Source organism: Citrobacter freundii complex sp. 2025EL-00176 (assembly GCF_053309355.1).
The window spans coordinates 923,941-943,504 of record NZ_JBRYHT010000001.1 but is presented as its reverse complement, the minus strand read 5'-3'; the positions used below and the strand labels follow the sequence as shown (position 1 = coordinate 943,504).

14 protein-coding genes are annotated in these 19,564 nt (G+C 52.5%); 3 read left to right on the top strand and 11 right to left on the bottom strand.

What is annotated here, in order from left to right:
* Positions 1–73: 73 nt before the first annotated feature.
* Positions 74–646: a flavin reductase family protein gene (locus ACVXHP_RS04655; protein WP_447570955.1), complete on the bottom strand. Its 573-nt coding sequence runs from the start codon at positions 644–646 to the stop codon at positions 74–76.
* A 157-nt stretch (positions 647–803) separates the two neighbouring features.
* On the opposite strand from ACVXHP_RS04655, the gene nhoA reads away from it, so the two are divergent.
* Entirely contained in the window at positions 804–1,649 is an 846-nt protein-coding gene (gene nhoA / locus ACVXHP_RS04650) for an N-hydroxyarylamine O-acetyltransferase (protein ID WP_447570954.1), read from the top strand.
* Positions 1,650–1,708: 59 nt separating this feature from the next.
* On the opposite strand, the gene ACVXHP_RS04645 is transcribed toward nhoA, so the two are convergent.
* From ACVXHP_RS04645 to ACVXHP_RS04615, 7 genes are all read right to left on the bottom strand, one after another.
* Complete coding sequence (locus ACVXHP_RS04645; RefSeq protein ID WP_447570953.1) at positions 1,709–2,602, bottom strand: PhzF family isomerase; 894 nt, start codon at positions 2,600–2,602, stop codon at positions 1,709–1,711.
* 104 nt (positions 2,603–2,706) lie between these two features.
* Complete coding sequence (gene narI, locus ACVXHP_RS04640) at positions 2,707–3,387, bottom strand: respiratory nitrate reductase subunit gamma (protein WP_038640663.1); 681 nt, start codon at positions 3,385–3,387, stop codon at positions 2,707–2,709.
* Positions 3,384–4,079, bottom strand: a complete 696-nt coding sequence (gene narW / locus ACVXHP_RS04635; RefSeq protein WP_447570952.1) for a nitrate reductase molybdenum cofactor assembly chaperone — start codon at positions 4,077–4,079, stop codon at positions 3,384–3,386. Before narW ends, narI begins: the two co-directional genes overlap by 4 nt.
* Positions 4,079–5,623 carry a nitrate reductase subunit beta gene (gene narH / locus ACVXHP_RS04630; RefSeq protein WP_200006416.1) on the bottom strand — a complete coding sequence of 515 codons (1,545 nt, stop codon included), beginning with the start codon at positions 5,621–5,623 and terminating at the stop codon, positions 4,079–4,081. The genes narW and narH overlap by 1 nt, the downstream gene beginning before the upstream one ends.
* Positions 5,620–9,360 (bottom strand): nitrate reductase subunit alpha, encoded by a 3,741-nt coding sequence (locus tag ACVXHP_RS04625; protein WP_447570951.1) that lies wholly within the window; start codon positions 9,358–9,360, stop codon positions 5,620–5,622. The genes narH and ACVXHP_RS04625 overlap by 4 nt, the downstream gene beginning before the upstream one ends.
* Positions 9,361–9,494: 134 nt before the next feature.
* A complete protein-coding gene (locus ACVXHP_RS04620; protein ID WP_447570950.1) occupies positions 9,495–10,883 on the bottom strand; it encodes a NarK family nitrate/nitrite MFS transporter in 1,389 nt (462 codons plus the stop codon).
* 211 nt (positions 10,884–11,094) lie between these two features.
* Positions 11,095–11,673: a TetR family transcriptional regulator gene (locus ACVXHP_RS04615; RefSeq protein ID WP_200006419.1), complete on the bottom strand. Its 579-nt coding sequence runs from the start codon at positions 11,671–11,673 to the stop codon at positions 11,095–11,097.
* Positions 11,674–11,790: 117 nt separating this feature from the next.
* On the opposite strand from ACVXHP_RS04615, the gene ACVXHP_RS04610 reads away from it, so the two are divergent.
* Positions 11,791–13,278 (top strand): SmvA family efflux MFS transporter, encoded by a 1,488-nt coding sequence (locus ACVXHP_RS04610; protein ID WP_447570949.1) that lies wholly within the window; start codon positions 11,791–11,793, stop codon positions 13,276–13,278.
* Here ACVXHP_RS04610 and ACVXHP_RS04605 read toward each other — a convergent pair whose 3' ends face one another.
* The 3 genes from ACVXHP_RS04605 to yddG all read right to left on the bottom strand — a co-directional run bounded on the left by ACVXHP_RS04605 (position 13,279) and on the right by yddG (position 16,227).
* Complete coding sequence (locus tag ACVXHP_RS04605) at positions 13,279–13,719, bottom strand: GFA family protein (protein WP_447570948.1); 441 nt, start codon at positions 13,717–13,719, stop codon at positions 13,279–13,281.
* Between the two features lie 83 nt (positions 13,720–13,802).
* Positions 13,803–14,885, bottom strand: coding sequence for a porin OmpD (gene ompD, locus ACVXHP_RS04600; RefSeq protein WP_447570947.1), 1,083 nt, complete (start codon positions 14,883–14,885; stop codon positions 13,803–13,805).
* 460 nt (positions 14,886–15,345) lie between these two features.
* A complete protein-coding gene (gene yddG, locus ACVXHP_RS04595; RefSeq protein ID WP_447570946.1) occupies positions 15,346–16,227 on the bottom strand; it encodes an aromatic amino acid efflux DMT transporter YddG in 882 nt (293 codons plus the stop codon).
* A 286-nt stretch (positions 16,228–16,513) separates the two neighbouring features.
* On the opposite strand from yddG, the gene fdnG reads away from it, so the two are divergent.
* Positions 16,514–19,561: a formate dehydrogenase-N subunit alpha gene (gene fdnG, locus ACVXHP_RS04590; protein WP_447570945.1), complete on the top strand. Its 3,048-nt coding sequence runs from the start codon at positions 16,514–16,516 to the stop codon at positions 19,559–19,561.
* Positions 19,562–19,564: the final 3 nt, after the last annotated feature.

Sequence of the window (19,564 nt, the reverse complement as noted above, 5' to 3'; positions counted from 1 at the left end):
CGACTGGTTTTTCAGAAGTTTTAAGAACACGGCAAGGGATGACAAGCATGACCCGCCATTCATTAGCAGTCTATTATTCACCTACGGTAATGCGTCTCCCGCTGGAGACAAACGTTCCGGCCCCAAGGTGATGCAGGGTCTTGAGTTTGTCATCATCAAACTGCCATCGTCCTTCTACGAAGACTCTCTCATCAGCGGCCGCCGAGACCACTTCCCCAAACAGGGTGTCATATTTTTCCTGCGCCGCCGTTGCAGGCAGTAAACGGCATTCCATCCAGGCCAGGCATTTTGCTTCTATCAGCGGTAAACTCAGCACCGGTCCTTGCACCACGGGAATACCGTAGCAGTTGAATTTATCTTCCACGCGACCGGAAACACTGCCTACGGCGTAAGTCCAGTTGGCGGCGGCAATTCCCGGAATAACGATGCCAAACATGCCGCTGCGTTCAATCAGCTCACGTGACCAGGCGGTCTTGTCGACAACAATCGCGATACGTGGCGGTTCAAACTCAACGGGCATTGACCACGCTGCGGCCATCACGTTCCGCCGCTCTGCATGATCGTCCCGACTGGTAATTAAAATGGTAGGGCCATGATTTAGCAGTCGACTGGCATGTTTTAATTCGAGCGGACGAAAATGGCTCATGAATGCTCCTTGGCTGAGAGATAACACACCACAATTAACTTAGATATTAACGGTATTAGCGATTTTGTCGCCTTGTGAGGAAGAACAACGCACAAAATCGACGGCGTAAAATTAAAAATGCGTTATAAGTACAACATTACACACACAGGAAGCTGGTATGACGCCTTTTTTAAACGCTTATTTTGCCCGTATTGGCTGGTCAGGTTCGGCCCACGTCAACATTGAAACCCTGCGAGCGCTGCACTTACTGCACAACAGCGCCATTCCTTTTGAAAATCTCGATGTGCTGCTGCCACGCGAAATGCAACTCGACGACGCATCGCTGGAAGAGAAGCTGGTAACGGCGCGTCGCGGCGGTTATTGCTTTGAGCAAAATGGGTTATTTGAGCGGGCGCTCCGCGAAATCGGTTTTACCGTCCGCAGTTTACTTGGACGTGTGGTGCTGGCGAATCCGTCAAGTCTACCGCCACGCACGCATCGTCTGCTGCTGGTTGAGCTACAGGGAGAGCAGTGGATCGCTGACGTCGGATTCGGTGGGCAAACTTTGACAGCACCGATTCGTCTGCAGGCCGATGTTGCGCAGCACACACCACACGGGGAGTATCGTCTGATTCAGGACGGTGAAGACTGGATTTTGCAGTTCCGTCACCACGACCATTGGCAATCAATGTACCGTTTTGACCTGGTTATGCAGCATCAGAGCGATTACCTGATGGGCAACTTCTGGTCGGCGCATTGGCCGCAGTCACATTTTCGTCATCATCTGCTGATGTGTCGTCATCTGCCAGACGGCGGTAAGTTTACGTTAACCAACTTTCATTTTACCCATTATCAGGATGGTCATGCGGTAGAGCAGATTAATCTGCCGGACGTCGCCAGCCTGTATGCTTTGTTGCAAGAACGATTTGGACTAGGCGTAGATGATGTGAAGCATGGGTTTACTGAAACAGAATTGGCGACGGTAATGGCGGCGTTTGATACGCACCCGGAAGCAGGGAAATAACGCCATCGGCAATAGTGCCGGATGGGGCTTAATCGCCATATCCGGCCTACAGGAATAGATTAAAAATCTATCGCCCACTCTGCATGAAACAGGATCACCGCCGAACCGGTAATGGTGACTTTTTCCGGCTGGTTATCACGAATACCAATCGTCACATCAACAATACCGTCACGACCCAGCGCGCGGCCCTGATGCCCCTGAATACGTAACGTTTTTCCATCATGCGTCATCAGCCCGTGGTGAACCAGCCACGCACCCATTGGCCCATTGGCATTGCCGGTGACTGGATCTTCCACAATACCAATGGCGGGTGAAAACATGCGTCCATCGGTGGCGTTTTCGCCCTTACGAATTTGAAAAGGGAAGAAACCGTTGCAGCCAATTTGCTGGCTGATGGTCGCCAGAGCCTGCAAATCTGGGGAAAGGGCGTCCAGGTCTACCTCAGGCTTTAGCGGAATCATCACTTTCGAATGGCCGGTGGTGGCAACCTGGATCGGCAGCCCTGGCAGCATATCGTCTTCGCTCAGATGCAGCGCGTGGATAATTGCAGCACGAACAACGCCTTCCAACGGAGGCTCAAATCCAGGTGTTCCTTGTTCAAGGCTAATACGATAGTCATCCCCGGTGGCTTCGATATCCACCCGATGGCGCCCGGCCAGCGAGGTTTGCCAGACGGTAGTGTTGCCCAGACCCAGCACCTTGGCCCGCACGTAGTGCGCGGCGACGGTAGCATGCCCGCAGATGGGAACTTCGACCGTCGGCGTGAAGTAGCGGATATGTACATCGCTGTCGTTGCTGGTCAACAGGAATGCGGTTTCCGAATGACGCAGCTCGCGGGCAATCAGCTGCATCTGCGCTTCGCTCAGTCCGTCAGCATGCAGCACCACGCCCGCTGAATTGCCGCGAAAGGGGACCGAGGTAAAGGCATCGACGTGGTAAACCTGTGGTTTCATTAGCGTTCTCCCTGGAATGGAGAAGCATCATAGCGTGCAAAATGCCGGATGGCGACGCCTTGCGTCTTATCCGACCTACAGGCCGGATAAGACATCAGAGACAATTAGCGGCGCGAGCGCACGATTTGATAGCGGCGGGTGAAGTACTCGAACGGCGCGCTCCACACGTGGACCAGACGTGTGAAAGGGAACAGTAGAAATATCGTCATGCCTAACACCAGGTGGGCACGGAAAATCGGCGCCACGCCATCCAGATGCGCAGATGCGCCGCCCTGGAAAGTCACCACCGACTGTGCCCAACCTACCAGTTTCAGCATTTCACTGCCGTCAGGATGTTGTGCGGAGAACGGAATAGTGGTTAAGCCGAGAATGCATTGAACCAGCAGAATGCACAGGATCAGAATATCGGCGGTGGATGATGTTGCGCGTATACGTGGATTAGTCAGGCGGCGCACCAACAACCCCGCGCCCCCAACCAGCGTTAACACGCCGCAGACACCGCCGAGAATCATTGCCATTTGCTGCTTCACCGCAATCGGCAGGAACCAGGCGTACATCCAGTGCGGGGTCAGCATGCCAAACAGGTGACCGAAAAAAATCCCCAGAATGCCGATATGGAACAAGTTTGACCATAACACCATGCCGCGTTTGTCCAGCATTTGACTGGAAGAGGCGCGCCAGGTGTATTGCCCGTAGTCGTAACGCAACCAACTGCCGAGAATAAACACCGTGCCGCACAGATACGGGTAGATATCGTAAAAGAAGACGTTCAGATACTGTATCATTTCGGACCTCCCGCGCTGACGTCGACGTACTGCGGCGCCACGTCCTGGCTAAAGCGTCGTTGATAGTTTTGTAACGGTGAACTGTCACAAGCGGTGGCGTTATCCTCGATAAACTTCACCTGTTCCTCTTCCCAGATCGCATCCAGGGCCTGACGGGTATCGTCGCGTGTTTCCGCGCCAACCTGTTTTGTGACACTGTCACTTGAAAGGGGGCTTCCGGCCAGCAACAGCAGGGCATCAAACAACTGATACCACGGCGTATCGCGCTGTTTTAAGCGTCCGCCAAGCAGCGCCAGAATGGGGGCGACATTCTGTAATCCTTCTTTGGCCTGGGCCTCCGGCAGTACGCTTAAATATTCCAGATACAGCGGTAGATGATCCGGCAGTTCGCGGCAGTTGAGCTGGAGCCCGACCTTTTCGTACTGTGCCAGCAGATCAACCATCGCCTGGCCGCGGTCACGCGACTCGGCATGGACATGTTCGAACAACAGCAGAGAGGTGGCGCGACCCCGATCAAACACCTCGCACCATTCGGCTTGCTTGTCCAATAATGGCGCATTGAGCAGCCCCTGGCTAAATTCGGTAAGCATTGGGGCATCGCTGGACACCAGCGCCAGCGCGTCGTCTTTACATTCCCACAGCAGTTCGTCCGGATATTCCATCAGTAGGCCGATAACCTTGAGGATTTGCATTATTCACCCTCCGCTTTATCGCGCACTTCGGTGATGTCGATGGCATCAATCCGGCTGCTGTTAAACAGGTTGAACTTGGTATCCGAACCGTGACAGCCGTCGCCAAAGGTGAAACCACACCCGTTCTTCTCCGGGAAAGCGTCGCGCGCCATTTCACGGTGGCTGGTTGGGATCACGAAGCGGTCTTCATAGTTGGCGATAGCCAGATAGCGATACATCTCCTCGACTTGTTCAACAGTCAGGCCGACTTCCTCAATGGCGCGGGTATCCGTCACGCCTTCGACGGTTTGTGAGCGCATATAGTGGCGCATCGCCATCATACGTTTGAGCGCGCGCAATACCGGACCGGTATCACCAGCACTGAGCATATTGGCGAGATACTGTACCGGGATACGCAGTGATTCCACCGCTGGCAAAATATTGCCATTGTGCGGCAGGCCACCGGCATCAGCGACCGACTGAATCGGTGACAACGGCGGCACATACCAGACCATCGGCAGGGTGCGGTACTCAGGGTGTAACGGCAGCGCCAGCTTCCAGTCCATCGCCATTTTGTAGACCGGCGAACGTTGGGCGGCGTCGATAACATTCTGCGGAATGCCTTGTTTTAACGCTTCTTCGATGACCGCCGGATCGTGCGGATTAAGGAACACATCGCACTGACGCTCATACAGATCGGTCTCATGCTCGGTACTGGCCGCTTCCTCGATGCGGTCGGCGTCGTACAGCAATACACCAAGATAGCGGATGCGCCCGACGCAGGTTTCCGAACATACCGTCGGCTGGCCGGATTCAATTCGCGGGTAACAGAAAATGCACTTCTCTGACTTACCGCTCTTCCAGTTAAAATAGATTTTCTTGTATGGACAACCGCTGATGCACAAGCGCCAGCCGCGGCATTTGTCCTGGTCGATCAGCACAATGCCGTCTTCCTCGCGCTTATAGATGGCACCGCTCGGGCAGGTGGCGACACAGCTTGGGTTCAGGCAGTGTTCACAGAGTCGCGGTAAATACATCATGAAGGTGTTTTCGAATTGACCGTACATCTCCTTCTGCATTTTCTCGAAGTTACGGTCACGGGCGCGTTTTGAGAACTCGCCGCCAAGCAGTTCTTCCCAGTTAGGGCCCCAGATAATCTTGTCCATCCGTTTTCCGTCGATCAACGAACGTGGACGCGCGGTGGGCTGGTTTTTGCTTTCCGGTGCGCTATGCAGATGCTGATAATCGTAGGTGAACGGTTCGTAGTAATCATCGATTTGCGGGATCACCGGGTTGGCGAAAATTTTGCTAATCACCCCCATCTTGCCGCCCAGACGCGGTCTTATCTTGCCGTTAACATCGCGAACCCAGCCGCCTTGCCACTCTTCCTGATCTTCCCAGTTTTTCGGATAACCAATGCCTGGTTTGGTCTCTACGTTGTTAAACCATGCATATTCCATCCCTTCGCGCCCGGTCCAGACGTTTTTACAGGTGACGGAGCAGGTGTGGCAGCCGATACACTTGTCCAGATTAAGAACCATGCCTACCTGTGAGCGTATTTTCATTTTTTCGCCTCCTGTACCTGATCGCGACCTTCATCATCCAGCCAGTTAATATTTTTCATTTTTCTAATCATGATGAACTCATCGCGGTTAGAACCGACCGTACCGTAATAGTTGAAGCTGTACGCTAACTGCGCATAGCCGCCGATCATATGTGTCGGTTTCGGGCAGACGCGGGTGACCGAGTTGTGGATCCCGCCACGCATCCCGGTGACTTCTGAGCCGGGAATGTTCATGATTCGCTCCTGAGCGTGATACATCATGGTCATTCCCGGTGGTACGCGCTGACTCACTACCGCACGGGCGGTAAGCGCGCCATTGGCGTTAAAGGCTTCGATCCAGTCGTTATCTTCAATACCCAGTTCTTTGGCATCGGTCTCGCTGATCCAGACGATGGGGCCGCCGCGCGACAGCGTCAGCATCAGCAGGTTTTCGCTGTAGGTGGAGTGGATCCCCCATTTCTGATGCGGCGTCAGGAAGTTCAGCGCTTTTTCCGGGAAACCGTTAGGCGGAACGTCGCGCATTTCGCTAACGCTGCGGGTATCGATAGGCGGGCGGTAGGCTACCAGGCTTTCACCAAATGCACGCATCCACGCGTGATCCTGATACAACTGCTGGCGACCGGACAGGGTGCGCCATGGGATCAGCTCGTGGACGTTGGTATAGCCTGCGTTATAGGAGACATGTTCGCTTTCAAGACCGGACCAGGTAGGGCTGGAAATAATTTTGCGCGGCTGCGCCTGAATATCGCGAAAACGGATCTTCTCGTCTTCTTTGTTTAATGCCAGATGCGTATGGTCGCGTCCGGTCATGGCCCCCAACGCTTCCCAGGCTTTGACCGCCACCTGACCGTTAGTTTCCGGTGCCAGCGCGAGGATCACCTCCGACGCATCCAGTGCGGTGTCGATCAGCGGTCGTCCTTTCGCCGGACCTTCGCGTTTGGTGTAGTTCAGCTTGCCGAGGAAATCGACCTCGGCCTGGGTATTCCAGGAGATACCTTTGCCACCGTTTCCAAGTTTGTCCATTAGCGGGCCGAGCGAGGTAAAACGTTCGTAGGTGGCAGGGTAGTCACGCTCCACGACGGCGATATTGGGCGCGGTTTTTCCTGGAACCAGATCGCATTCGCCTTTGCGCCAGTCCAGGATATCAAACGGCTGCGCCAGTTCTGCTGGTGAGTCGTGTTGCAGCGGTTGCAGGACGATATCCGTTTCTTGCCCAAGGTGCCCGACACATACCTCCGAGAACACTTTGGCGATGCCTTTATAGATTTCCCAGTCGCTCTTCGATTCCCACGCAGGATCGACCGCCGCCGACAGCGGATGAATAAACGGATGCATATCCGAGGTGTTCATATCGTCTTTTTCATACCAGGTGGCGGTCGGCAAAACGATATCGGAGAACAGACAGGTACTGGACATACGGAAATCGAGCGTGACCAGCAGATCAAGCTTGCCTTCAATCGCCGCGGATTGCCATTCCACCTCTTCAGGTTTAATGCCATCGCTGGAACCGAGCGCTTCTCCCTGGATCCCGCTTTCGGTACCCAGTAAATACTTGAGCATGTATTCATGCCCTTTACCGGAGGAGCCGAGCAGGTTAGAGCGCCAGACAAAAAGGTTGCGTGGATGGTTGTTGCCGTTATCAGGCTGCTCGCAGGCAAAACGGATATCTCCCGATTTCAACGCCTGCGCGGTGTATTCGGCAGGAGATACCCCAGCCAGCGCAGCCTTCGCTTTCACGCTCAGTGGGTTGAGGTTAAGTTGCGGGGCGGACGGTAGCCAGCCCATTCTTTCGGCGCGTACGTTAAAGTCGATTAAATGCCCGCTAAATTTCGACGCGTCGGCGAGCGGAGAGAGGAGTTCCTGCGCGGTGAGTTTTTCATAACGCCACTGGCTGGAGTGGTTGTAGAAAAACGAAGTGCTGTTCATCTGCCGCGGCGGGCGGTTCCAGTCCAGCGCAAACGCCAGCGGCAACCAACCGGTTTGCGGGCGCAATTTCTCCTGGCCCACATAGTGCGCCCAGCCACCGCCGCTTTGCCCCACGCAACCACAGAACACCAGCATGTTAATCATGCCACGGTAGTTCATATCCATGTGATACCAGTGGTTAACGCCAGCCCCGAGGATGATCATCGACCGACCGTGAGTTTTGTGTGCCGTATCGGCAAACTCTCTGGCGATTTGTTCGATATGACGGCGTGGCACACCGGTGATTTGTTCTCCCCAGGCCGGGGTGTAGGCTTTCACTTCGCTGTAATCTTGCGCGCTATGAACGTCATCCAGACCACGGTCGAGGCCGTAATTTGCCAGCACCAGATCATAGACGCTCACTACTGGGCAACTGCTGCCATCGGCGAGGGTGAGGCGTTTTACCGGAAGTTGACGCACCAGCACCGGCTGTTGTTTTACGCTGCGAAAATGGGGGTTTTCGTTGCCGCCAAAATAGGGGAATGCTACCCCCGCCACTTCATCATGCTGACCGAGTAAGGAGAGGGATAACTCTGTTTCTGCCCCTGCGGCCAGCGACTCGAGGTTCCATTTGCCTGTTTCACCCCAACGAAAGCCGATGGAGCCGTTGGGTACGACCAGCTCACCAGCGCTGTTAAAGGCCACGGTTTTCCACTCCGGATTATTGCTTTCGCCCAGACCGTCAACAAGATCTGAGGCGCGCATCATCCTGCCAGGGACGTAGCTGCCGTCTTCACGCGCATCCAGCAGGACCAGCATCGGCATATCGGTATAGCGGCGGCAGTAATTGAGGAAGTAGTCGCTGGGCTTGTCGAGGTGGAACTCTTTTAAAATCACATGCCCCATTGCCATCGCCAGCGCGCTGTCGGTGCCTTGTTTTGGTGCAAGCCATTGGTCGCACAGTTTGGCGACTTCCGAGTAGTCGGGCGTTATGGCAATGGTTTTGGTGCCTTTGTAGCGCACTTCGGTGAAAAAGTGCGCGTCAGGCGTGCGGGTCTGTGGAACGTTAGAACCCCAGGCAATAATATAACTGGAGTTATACCAGTCGGCGGATTCAGGAACGTCGGTCTGCTCGCCCCAGGTCATTGGTGACGCAGGCGGTAAGTCGCAATACCAGTCATAAAAGCTCAGACAGGTGCCGCCAAGAAGTGAAAGATAACGCGTGCCTGCAGCATAAGAGACCATCGACATTGCCGGAATAGGTGAAAAACCGGCCACGCGATCCGGGCCATAGGTTTTCACCGTCCAGACGTTGGCGGCGGCAATCAACTGGTTAAGTTCTTTCCAGTTGGAACGGATAAAACCACCGCGACCGCGTACCTGCTTGTAGCTCTGGCATTTTTGCGGGTCGTTCATAATCGATTCCCAGGCCAGCACCGGGTCGGACTGGCGGGTCAGGGCGTCACGCCACAGTTCGATCAAACGTTTACGCACTAACGGATATTTCAGACGGTTGGCGCTGTAAAGATACCAGGAGTAGCTGGCGCCGCGTGGACAGCCGCGGGGTTCATGGTTTGGCAGGTCAGGGCGAGTACGCTGGTAGTCAGTTTGCTGCGTTTCCCAGGTTACCAGGCCATTTTTGACGTAGATTTTCCAGCTACATGAGCCAGTACAATTCACGCCGTGGGTAGAACGCACAATTTTGTCGAACTGCCAGCGCTGACGATAACTGTCTTCCCAGTCCCGGTTGGTGTGCATCACTTGCCCATGCCCCTCGGCAAACGTATCGCCCTTTTGTTTAAAGTAGCGAAAGCGATCTAACAGTTTACTCATGACATAACTCCTGCTTCATAATGTGCCAGGCGGTCTTGTAGGCTGGATAAGGCGTAAGCTGCCATCCGGCGCTGTTATTGCCTGATGGCGCTGCGCTTATCAGGCCTACGTCCGATCCTGCGATAAACTTGTTGTTATTTTTGTTTAGGCTTACGGCGACCATAGACCAGCCAGGTCACCAGCACGCAGACGATGTAAAACACCAGAAATATTTTCATAGCCCCCACCGGAGAGCCGGTTAGCGCCAGGGATGAGCCAAACGCTTTGGGGATGAAGAAGCCCCCCACAGCGCCAATGGCAGAGATGAATCCAAGCGCGGCGGCGGTATCGGTTACCGCTTCACGCTGGGCCTGTTCCTCTGTACCACCGCGCAGTTTCACCCGGTAAATCGTGATCTTGCGAAAGATCACCGCAATCATCTGGAAGGTCGATCCGCTTCCCAGACCCGCGGTCAGGAACAGCCCCATAAACACCAGGTAGAACGCGACAAAGTTTCCTTGACCTGATCCCGGCAGAGTAAGAAATAGCAGGGCGCTGAACAGTGCCATAAAGATGAAGTTAATTAACGTGACGCGTACACCGCCGAACTTGTCAGAGATAACGCCGCCCGCCGATCGCGCCAGCGCGCCGATGAAAGGGCCGAAGAACGCCAGTTGCAGAATATTCACGTCAGGAAATTGCGTTTTCGCCAGCATGGCAAAACCAGCCGAAAAGCCGATAAATGACCCGAAGGTAGCGAGATACAGCAGACTTAATAGCCACAGGTGAAAACGCTTTAGGACCGGTAACTGGGAAGCAATTGAGGCCTTCGAACTGGCAATATCATTCATTCCCATGCCTGCCGCCAGGGTGGCTATCAGCAGAAGCGGAACCCAAATCCATGCGGCATTGGCCAGCGATAACAACGAGCCGTCAGCTTGCGGTATGCCCTGAACGCCCAAAAAGGTAAATATGGGCAGAAAAATCACCAGCGGGGCGATCAACTGCATCACACTGACGCCGAGGTTGCCAAGACCGCCGTTAACGCCCAACGCGCTGCCTTGCTTTGCTTTGGGGAAGAAAAAGCTGATATTGCCCATGCTGGAGGCAAAGTTAGCGCCAGCAAAACCGCACATCAGCGCAATGATAATAAATACACCAAACGGAGTAGCGGTATTTTGCACGGCAAATCCCAGCCAGAGGCAGGGAATAACCAGAATAATCGTGCTAAAAATGGTCCAACGACGACCGCCAAATATAGGTACCATAAAGGAGTAGGGAACGCGCAATATTGCACCAGAAAGGGAAGGTAATGCCGTTAATAAAAACAGTTGGTCGGTGGTGAAATTAAAACCAATTTTATTCAGATTGACGGCCACGGCGCTGAACAGCATCCAGACACAGAAGGCAAGCAAAAGACAACTTACTGATATCCAAAGATTTCTACGGGCAATGTGCTTGCCTTTGTTTTCCCAAAAGGCGGGGTTTTCTGGTTTCCAGTCAGTCAAAAGATAACGATTATTTTTCTCATTTGATGGTGACATATTATTCTCCATGCACATGCCGTTCATGAAAAAGAAATAAACGCATACAGGCCGCGCGGCTTCTTTTTAGAAACTATTGAAAGTTTTTGGGAATATTGACTGAAAGAATAGATAAAAAAGCACAATAACGCGGGATGAGGGGAGAATTACATGTTGCTTAAGTGTTACTAATTGTAAACTTAAAAGAGGTATTATTTATTCATCTATAACATCAACTAAATAACTCCAGCGTAATCATACGATCCAGGTGGCGATCGAATGCAGGATCGGCCATTTCCTCGATGCCCAACATATACATACCATCCAGGCCGCACACCAGTGCGATTAAACGCCATGCGACGTCGGCGGCATCTGGGGAGGATGAAAACTCACCGGCTTTCTGTCCCTGAATGATGATATTGGCCGTTTCCTCATGCCACATCCGCATGGTCAGCAGATAGGCGCTTTTGATTTCCGGATCTTTACCGGCTACAACCTGCGCTTCACGCCACAGCTTAATATAGGGTTCGAAGCCGCCATCTTCACTGCCCAGCATGGCATGCAGTCGCTCACGGAAGCTGGCGTCCTCACTGACCAGTTCCGCATCAAGCAGGGTACGGATCAGGCGAATAAAAGCCTGAGACTTGAGTTCACCGGCAGAGGTAAAGTGATGATGCACCTGGCCCGTCGCCACGTGGGCTTCCGCCGCTATACGTCGTACGGTCATGGCAGTAAACCCTTCTTCCAGCGCAACGCGCATTGCCGCTTGCAGAATCACTTCCCGACGTTCATCCCGGTTCAGATAGCTCATCATTCCTCCTGTATCTCAATAGCACGCAGTCTAACAAAAAGTTGGACATATGTTCAATTTTCCGTAGGATCGCTAAAGCTGGACGTGTGTCCAGTTTCGGTTTCGTTAGGGAGTTTTATGTTTCGTCAGTGGTTAACGTTAGTCATTATTGTACTGGTCTACATCCCTGTTGCGATTGATGCAACGGTGCTGCACGTTGCCGCGCCCACGCTGAGTATGACGCTGGGTGCCAGTGGTAACGAGCTGCTGTGGATTATTGATATTTATTCCCTGGTAATGGCCGGCATGGTGTTGCCAATGGGGGCATTGGGCGATCGCATCGGTTTTAAACGCCTGCTGTTGTTGGGCGGGGGCTTATTTGGTCTGGCATCGCTGGCCGCCGCTTTTGCCCACAGCGCCAGTTGGCTGATAGCCACGCGGGCGGTATTAGCGATCGGGGCGGCGATGATTGTTCCGGCTACGCTGGTGGGTATTCGCGCCACCTTTGCCGAACAACGTCATCGCAATATGGCGCTTGGCGTCTGGGCTGCCGTCGGTTCCGGCGGCGCGGCGTTTGGGCCATTAGTGGGCGGCATACTGCTGGAGCACTTCTATTGGGGATCCGTGTTCTTAATCAATGTGCCCATTGTCGTGGTGGTAATGGCCTTGACGGCTCGTTTCGTACCGCGCCAGGCTGGACGTCGCGATCAATCGTTAAATTTCGGTCATGCGATCATGCTGATTGTCGCTATCCTGCTGCTGGTCTATAGCGCTAAAACCGCACTGAAGGGTCATATGGCGACCACTGCCATCGTGCTGACATTGTTAGTCGGAGCATTGCTGTTGGGGCAGTTTGTCCGTATCCAGCTTGCGGCTTCCCGGCCAATGATTGATATGCGGCTGTTTACGCATCGCATTATCTTAAGCGGCGTAGTGATGGCGATGACCGCGATGATTACGCTGGTTGGTTTTGAGCTGCTGATGGCTCAGGAGCTCCAGTTTGTGCACGGTTTAACGCCGTATCAGGCCGGTCTGTTTATGCTGCCGGTAATGCTGGCAAGTGGATTCAGCGGACCCATTGCCGGCATGCTGGTGTCACGTCTGGGATTACGCTGTGTGGCAACGGCGGGCATGGCGCTCAGCGCCGTCAGTTTTTACGGTCTGGCGATGACGGATTTCAGTACGCAACAGATACAAGCGTGGATATTGATGGCCTTGCTCGGATTCAGTGCGGCAAGTGCGCTTTTGGCCTCAACTGCGGCGATCATGGCAGCAGCCCCGGCAGAAAAAGCGGCAGCGGCTGGCGCCATTGAGACGATGGCTTATGAACTTGGCGCCGGGCTTGGCATCGCTATCTTTGGCTTACTGTTGAGCCGTAGCTTTTCTGCCACGATTCTGCCGCCAGCTGGACTTAATTCGCAGGAGATAGAGCGCGCCACATCATCAATGGGCGAAGCGGTGCAACTGGCGCATTCGCTCCCGTCGTCGCTGAGTGAGGCATTGCTGGCGGCTGCCAGAGAAGCCTTTACCTGGTCACATAGCGTGGCCTTAAGCAGCGCTGGCAGTATGCTTATCGTATTAGCAGTAGGGATGTGGTTCAGTCTGGCAAAGGTAAAACGTCAATAACTAGTGGGCTAAATGACAGGGGTAATCCAACTCTTCGACTTCTTTTCCACTCAAGCGAGCGTATTGCCCCGTCAGTCTCCAGAATGCAGGCTGAGTTTCCGTATAGATCTCTGCCGCTAATACCAGGCGGCGGCGATCTACCTCGTTTAGTTCCAGTAGCGTCCACGGCACAAAATAGCGATCGCTCCCAGTCAGGGTAAACCACAGTGGGCACCCACAACCGGAACAGAAGAAACGTTCACCACGATTTGAAGAAGGAAAGTGCGAGGGTTGGGCTGAATCTGGTGACATCAGCGGATGAGCGCTGGCTTCCAGATACATAGCGATGCCACCCGACCATTTCTGACACAACGTACAGTGGCAGGCATAGACATCCAGCATTTCGACGTCAACGGTAAAATGGCTCTGTCCGCAAAGACAACGACCAGTGAACGTCTGCACGGCATACTCCTTATGACCGAGTCTACATCAAGAGAAAAAGCCAGCCCTGAAAGGACTGGCTTTATATTCAGACTACAACAAAATTAGAACTGATAGTTCAGACCAACAGCAACGATGTTGTCAGTGGAAACTTTTGCTGCATTGGTGAAGTTATTGTCATCCAGCAGGTTGATTTTGTAATCAACGAAGGTAGACATGTTTTTGTTGAAGTAGTAAGTAGCACCCAAGTCTACGTATTCAACCAGATCCTGGTCGCCGTAACCATTGATGTCTTTACCTTTGGATTTCAGGTAAGCAATGGACGGACGCAGACCGAAGTCGAACTGGTACTGAGCAACAGCTTCAAAGTTCTGTGCTTTATCTGCAATACCTGTAATACCAGAACCGCCATAGGTGGTCATGTTACGAGTTTCAGAGTAGGTGGTCGCCAGGTAGATGTTGTTCGCATCATATTTCAGACCAGCAGCCCATACTTCAGCGTTCTTACCGGAAGCCATGAAACTGGAGTCACCCACAGCCTGGCGGTCAGTACGGTCAGATTTCGCATAGGTAGCACCTACGCCGAAGCCTTCGTACTCATAAGTGGTAGACAGACCGAAGCCGTCGCCGTTAGCTTCTTTCACGTCGGTACGGTCATTTTTGCCCTGATACTGAGCGGCAAAGTTCAGACCTTCAACCAGACCGAAGAAATCGGTGTTACGGTAGGTTGCAACGCCAGTAGTACGGCCAGTCATGAATACGTCAGTCTGGGTCCAGGTATCGCCACCGAACTCTGGCAGAACGTCGGTCCATGCGCCGATGTCGTATGCTACGCCGTAGTTACGACCGTAGTCGAAAGAACCGTATTCAGCGAATTTCAGACCAGCGAATGCCAGACGAGTTTTGTCTGCTTCGGAACCCTGATCTTCAGAACGGTTGCCTTTGAATTCATATTCCCACTGACCAAAACCAACCAGCTGGTCGTTGATCTGAGTTTCGCCTTTGAAGCCCAGACGCGCATAGGTTTTGTCGCCATCGTTGCCGTTGTCGTCAGAGAAGTAATGCTGAGCGTGAACTTTACCGTACAGATCCAGTTTGTTGGAGTCTTTGTTATATACCTCTGCTGCGTTTACTGCACCTGCCGCCAACAGGCTAGTCACTGCCACTGCAACTAATTTAAGTTTCATTCTAAATAATCCTTATAATTTTTTCTTGGTGTGTTTCCTAAACCATTGCTAAACGAAGGGGTTCATCAATGGCAAACCATTTTTAAATGACGCAGTGGTATAAGTTCAATAATAAGTTTCATAATATTGCGAAATATTTGAAGTTGTGTGATCCAGATCTACATAATACAGCTGATTATATTAATCTTAATATGTGACAGATATGGTTAGATATATTTACGCAGGGGACTATTATGGCGACTATGGTTTAAAAGGCGTTAGTTTCGCATGTATAATATATACATACGGAGGGTTATAGATAAATGTGAAATACTTTCGTGCGTTAATTAATAATCACATATTTAACATTTAATTAAACAAATATAAACATAAAACACAAGAGCAATGAACAATAATTATCCTTCAGTCTGGCTAAAGTATAGCCGGATTTTATTTGCATGTGATAAAACCCGGTTTTTTTTCAGACACGGCGAGTTGCCAACCAGCAGAGCAGTGAGCCAGCGCAGACCATCAGCGCGCCTTGCCAGAAAGAAAGTGAGAGCGGGGCGCTGAGTAGCACGGCGGCAAGCGCGGAGGACAGCACGGGAGTAAAATAAGAACCCACTGCCATAATGGTGACATTACCGTGCAAAATACCAATATTCCACGCAGCATAGGCAAATCCTAACGTTAATGCGGCTGTGAACATTTTAATCGTCACCGGAGTGCTGAAAACCATCTCCGGTTGAGGGGTGACAAAATAGTAAACCCACAGACTTGCGGCGGTCAGTAAGACGAACACCGTGATGCCGTTAAAGCCTTTTGCATATTTATTGGTCACTGTGCAATATGTGGCCCAGATAAAAGCCCCGAGAAAGGCGAGAAAATAGCTGAGCGGACTACTGGCAACATTGCTGATAATTTCGCCTGGATTGAGGCCATTTTCACCGCCTAATACCCAACAGACACCGGTCAATGCGATAATTAATCCAGGAATGACCAGCCAGGTTGTTTTTTGACCATTAAATAATATGGCGAACAATATCGTCAGACTTGGCCAAAGATAATTTACCATCCCGACTTCAATAGCCTGATGACGGGTAGCGGCATAACCCAGAGCCAGTGCTAAACAAATTTCATAACTCACAAAAAGCACGCTACCGGCGATTAAATAACGAACAGGAATTTTCCTGATATTTGGAAATCCGACGGTAAATATGAGCAACAGGCCGCTTAATGAAAAAATCATCGCTGCGCCGCCAGCAGGTCCCAGTCCCTCACTTACTCCACGAATAAGTCCAACCATCGTGCTCCAGAGTACGATGGCTATGAGACCAATTAACGTTGCTTTTTGTTTTGTCATTCTGTTTCTCTGTCCATGCCACTGGCAAAAAATAAGCTGAAATTTATAGCACTTTTACATCGTAGCGCGCTAATTAATTACCTTCTGCATACCCCCTTATGGGTACAAGGGTTAAACAAAGTGCACTATTTAGTAGCGGAACCGTTTCGTTTTTGATTTGACGCAAAAAAAATATGGATATAGCTGATAGTTTCGTCGCGAAGTTGTACATGTCATCTTTCAGGCTGCCTCGATTACGCACTTTGAGAGATTTCTTGTACGAATCCCTGCAAAAAAGAGGAAAGCAATGGACGTCAGCCGCAGACAATTTTTTAAAATCTGCGCGGGCGGTATGGCGGGAACAACAGTAGCCGCTCTGGGTTTTGCACCCAAAATGGCACTGGCTCAGGCGCGAAACTATAAGTTATTACGCGCCAAAGAGATCCGAAACACCTGCACATACTGTTCCGTAGGTTGCGGGCTATTAATGTATAGCCTGGGTGATGGAGCAAAAAACGCCAAAGAGTCGATTTACCATATTGAAGGGGATCCGGATCATCCGGTGAGCCGTGGGGCATTATGTCCTAAGGGCGCAGGATTGCTGGATTACGTACACAGTGAAAACCGTCTGCGTTACCCGGAATATCGTGCTCCAGGTTCCGACAAATGGCAGCGTATCAGCTGGGATGAAGCTTTCTCCCGCATCGCGAAGCTGATGAAAACTGACCGTGACGCCAACTTTATTGAGAAAAATGAGCAGGGCGTAACGGTTAACCGCTGGCTTTCCACCGGGATGCTGTGCGCATCTGCAGCCAGTAATGAAACCGGCATGCTGACGCAAAAATTTGTGCGCTCACTCGGCATGCTGGCAGTAGACAACCAGGCGCGCGTCTGACACGGACCAACGGTAGCAAGTCTTGCTCCAACATTTGGTCGCGGTGCGATGACCAACCACTGGGTTGATATCAAAAATGCTAACGTCGTGATGGTGATGGGCGGCAACGCCGCTGAAGCACATCCGGTGGGATTCCGCTGGGCGATGGAAGCTAAAAACAACAATGACGCCACGCTGATTGTTGTTGACCCGCGTTTTACGCGTACAGCCTCGGTGGCGGATATTTACGCACCGATCCGTTCCGGCACGGACATTACGTTCCTGTCCGGCGTCTTGCTGTACCTGATTGAAAACAACAAAATCAACGCTGAATACGTTAAGCATTACACCAACGCCAGCCTGCTGGTGCGGGAAGACTTTACGTTCGAAGATGGCCTGTTCAGCGGCTACGATGCGGAAAAGCGTCAGTACGATAAATCGTCCTGGAATTATCAGTTCGATGAAAACGGCTACGCCAAACGCGATGAGACATTAAGCCATCCGCGCTGCGTGTGGCACCTGCTGAAACAGCACGTATCCCGCTACACGCCAGATGTGGTGGAAAATATATGCGGTACGCCAAAAGAAGACTTCCTGAAAGTCTGCGAAGTGCTGGCTTCCACCAGCGCAGCCGATCGTACCACCACCTTCCTGTATGCGCTGGGCTGGACGCAGCACACCGTCGGGGCGCAGAACATCCGCACCATGGCGATGATCCAGCTGCTGCTCGGCAATATGGGGATGGCCGGCGGCGGCGTCAACGCCTTGCGCGGTCACTCCAACATTCAGGGATTAACCGACTTAGGACTGCTCTCTACCAGTCTGCCTGGCTACCTGACGTTACCGTCAGAAAAACAGACAGATTTGCAAACCTATCTGGCTGCTAACACGCCAAAAGCGACCCTGGCCGATCAGGTTAACTACTGGGGCAACTATCCGAAGTTTTTCGTTAGCCTGATGAAATCCTTCTACGGCAATGCGGCGCAGAAAGAGAACGACTGGGGCTTTGAGTGGCTGCCGAAGTGGGATCAGTCCTACGACGTGATCAAATACTTCAACATGATGGACAGCGGGAAAGTTACCGGCTACATCTGTCAGGGCTTTAACCCGGTTGCGTCCTTCCCGGACAAAAACAAAGTGGTGCAGTCCCTGAGCAAATTGAAGTATCTGGTTGTTATCGATCCGCTGGTGACAGAAACCTCAACGTTCTGGCAAAACCACGGCGAATCAAACGACGTTGATCCGGCATCTATCCAGACCGAAGTCTTCCGTTTGCCGTCAACCTGCTTTGCGGAAGAGGATGGCTCAATTGCCAACTCAGGTCGTTGGTTGCAGTGGCACTGGAAAGGTCAGGACGCGCCGGGCGAAGCCCGAAATGATGGCGAAATTCTGGCCGGTATTTACCATCGTCTGCGCGATATGTATCGCACTGAAGGCGGTAAAGCCGTAGAACCTGTGCTGAAAATGAGCTGGAACTATAAGCAGCCGGACGAACCGCATTCTGAGGAAGTGGCGAAAGAGAACAACGGCTACGCGCTGGAAGATCTCTATGATGCCAACGGCGTACTGGTTGCGAAGAAAGGCCAGTTGCTCAATAGCTTTGCGCTGCTGCGTGATGATGGTAGTACGTCATCTTCCTGCTGGATTTATACCGGTAGCTGGACCGAACAGGGCAACCAGATGGCCAACCGCGATAACTCGGACCCGTCAGGGCTGGGTAATACGTTGGGTTGGGCATGGGCATGGCCACTGAACCGTCGCGTTCTGTATAACCGCGCTTCGGCGGATCCGCAGGGTAAACCGTGGGATCCAAAACGCATGCTGATCCAGTGGAACGGTACGAAATGGACGGGGAACGACATCCCGGACTTCAACACCGCGGCACCGGGCAGTGGCACCAATCCGTTTATCATGCAACCGGAAGGTCTGGGTCGTCTGTTCGCTATCGACAAGATGGCAGAAGGGCCGTTCCCGGAACACTACGAGCCGATGGAAACGCCGCTGGGCACAAACCCGCTGCACCCGAACGTAATCTCCAACCCGGCAGCCCGTCTGTACGAGGCGGATAAGCTACGCATGGGCACCAAACAGGACTTCCCGTACGTTGGGACGACTTATCGTCTGACCGAACATTTCCATACCTGGACCAAGCACGCATTGCTGAATGCGATTGCCCAACCAGAACAGTTTGTGGAAATCAGCGAAACGCTGGCAGCGGCGAAAGGTATCAATAACGGCGATCACGTGAAAGTCAGCAGCAAGCGTGGCTTTATCCGCGCAGTTGCGGTGGTGACGCGTCGTCTGCGTACCCTGAACGTCAACGGTCAGCAGGTCGAAACGGTTGGGATCCCGATCCACTGGGGCTTTGAAGGAGTCGCGCGTAAAGGCTATATCGCCAACACCCTGACGCCGAATGTCGGTGATGCAAACTCGCAAACGCCGGAATACAAAGCGTTTTTAGTTAACATCGAGAAGGCGTAAGGG